Here is a 1792-nt window from a genome sequence, read left to right as displayed (position 1 = left end):
GGCTCTTCCCAGATGAGGGTGTAGGCGACGCAGCAGCCGTGGTGGGAGGGCGCGGCGCGTCGGTGCCCGGATAGTGGTCGAGGCCTTCCGAGGATGGAAGTTCTCACACTGCCCATCCAGGAAGACCTCGACGTGCCTGACGCTACCTTCGCGACCCCTGATGTGACGACTTTCTGCCGCCTCGACGAGCTCGGTCTCGTGGTCGTGGGCCAGCAGGTGGAGCCGGACCGAGCGGTGCTCCTGTGCCGCGTCGAAGAGGACGATGCGGCGCGCTGGTGCCGGCGCTGCGGCTGCGAGGGGAGGGCGCGGGACACCGTCACCAGGGAGCTGGCCCACGAACCGCTGGGGTGGCGGCCGACCACGCTGTTGCTCACGGTCCGCCGCTACAAGTGCACCGGCTGCGGGCACGTCTGGCGGCAAGACACCACCCGTGCCGCCGAGCCCCGAGCGAAGCTGTCCCGGACCGCGCTGCGGTGGGCGCTGGTCGGACTCGTCTGCCAACACCTCACCGTTGCTCGCCTCGCCGAGGCTCTCGCCGTCTCCTGGGACACAGCCAACGCCGCTGTGCTGGCCGAAGGCCAGCGGCTCCTGCTGGACGACCCGACCCGATTCGATGACGTGAAGGTGATCGGCGTCGACGAACACGTCTGGCGTCACACCCACCGCGGCGACAAGTTCGTCACCGTCGTCATCGACCTCACCCCGGTCCGCGACAAGACCGGGCCATCGCGGCTGCTGGCCATGGTGGAGGGCCGCTCCAAGGAAGTGTTCAAGACATGGCTCGCTGCCCGACCCAAGGCCTGGCGCGACGGCCTCGAAGTCGTCGCCATGGACGGGTTCACCGGCTTCAAGACCGCCACCACCGAAGAGCTCCCGCAGGCCGTCGCCGTCATGGATCCCTTCCACGTCGTCCGCCTCGCCGGCGACGCCCTCGACCGCTGCCGGCGCCGGGTCCAGCAAGAACTGCACGGCCACCGCGGCCGCAACACCGACCCGCTCTACAGATCCCGACGCACCCTGCACACCGGCGCCGACCTGCTCACCGACCGCCAGACCCAACGCCTCACCGCCCTCTTCGGGGACGACGACCACGTCCAGGTCGAAGCCACCTGGGGCATCTACCAGCGCATGATCGCCGCCTACCGACACCCCGACCGCACCGCAGGCCGACAGGCCATGAGCAACCTCATCACCAGCCTGACCTCCGGCGTCCCCGCCGCGCTCACCGAGCTCGTCACCCTCGGCCGCACTCTGTCCAAGCGGGCAGAGGACGTCCTGGCCTACTTCGACCGACCCGGCACCAGCAACGGCCCCACCGAAGCCACGAACGGCCGACTCGAACACCTCCGCGGCTCCGCCCTGGGCTTCCGCAACCTCACCAACTACATCACCAGAAGCCTGCTCGAGACAGGCGGATTCAGACCCCAACTACACCCTCGATTGGGATGAGCCGTGAACAACTGCATTTCGCCGAACGGGCGCTCCACCGCGGCGGCCATCTCACGGCCACCCCTCCGGAGAGCGACATCCTCCCGAGGGTCCCAATCTCGCTGGGAGATGCCATCGAGGCGACTGACAACGATGCGCCCACGGCCCTCGACGTTCATCACGGCTTCCGGGGTTCCTCCGGCCATGAAGGGCGCCCCACCCCACCCAGCAGAGCCAGCCCTGCACCGGGCGCGGCACACGTCATCAGCAGCGCAAGAAGCAAACCGGCTCTTCGGAGTTGAGCGTGGGTGCTTGGGGGTAGGGGTCGAGGTCCCGGGCATGATCTGAGGACTTCTACCCCCTC

1 protein-coding gene is annotated in these 1792 nt (G+C 68.7%); it reads left to right on the top strand.

Going from position 1 to position 1792, the window contains the following annotated elements; translation table 11 throughout:
• The first annotated feature begins 132 nt into the window (after nt 1–132).
• Nucleotides 133–1449: an ISL3 family transposase gene (locus CYJ76_RS11355; protein WP_101850050.1), complete on the top strand. Its 1317-nt coding sequence runs from the start codon at nt 133–135 to the stop codon at nt 1447–1449.
• Nucleotides 1450–1792 lie beyond the last annotated feature (343 nt).

Origin of the sequence: Kytococcus schroeteri (assembly GCF_002847825.1) — a bacterium.
GTDB classification, from domain to species: domain Bacteria; phylum Actinomycetota; class Actinomycetes; order Actinomycetales; family Dermatophilaceae; genus Kytococcus; species Kytococcus schroeteri.
The sequence above is the reverse complement of the archived record's forward strand: the minus strand, read 5'-3'. Positions and strand labels throughout refer to the sequence as shown.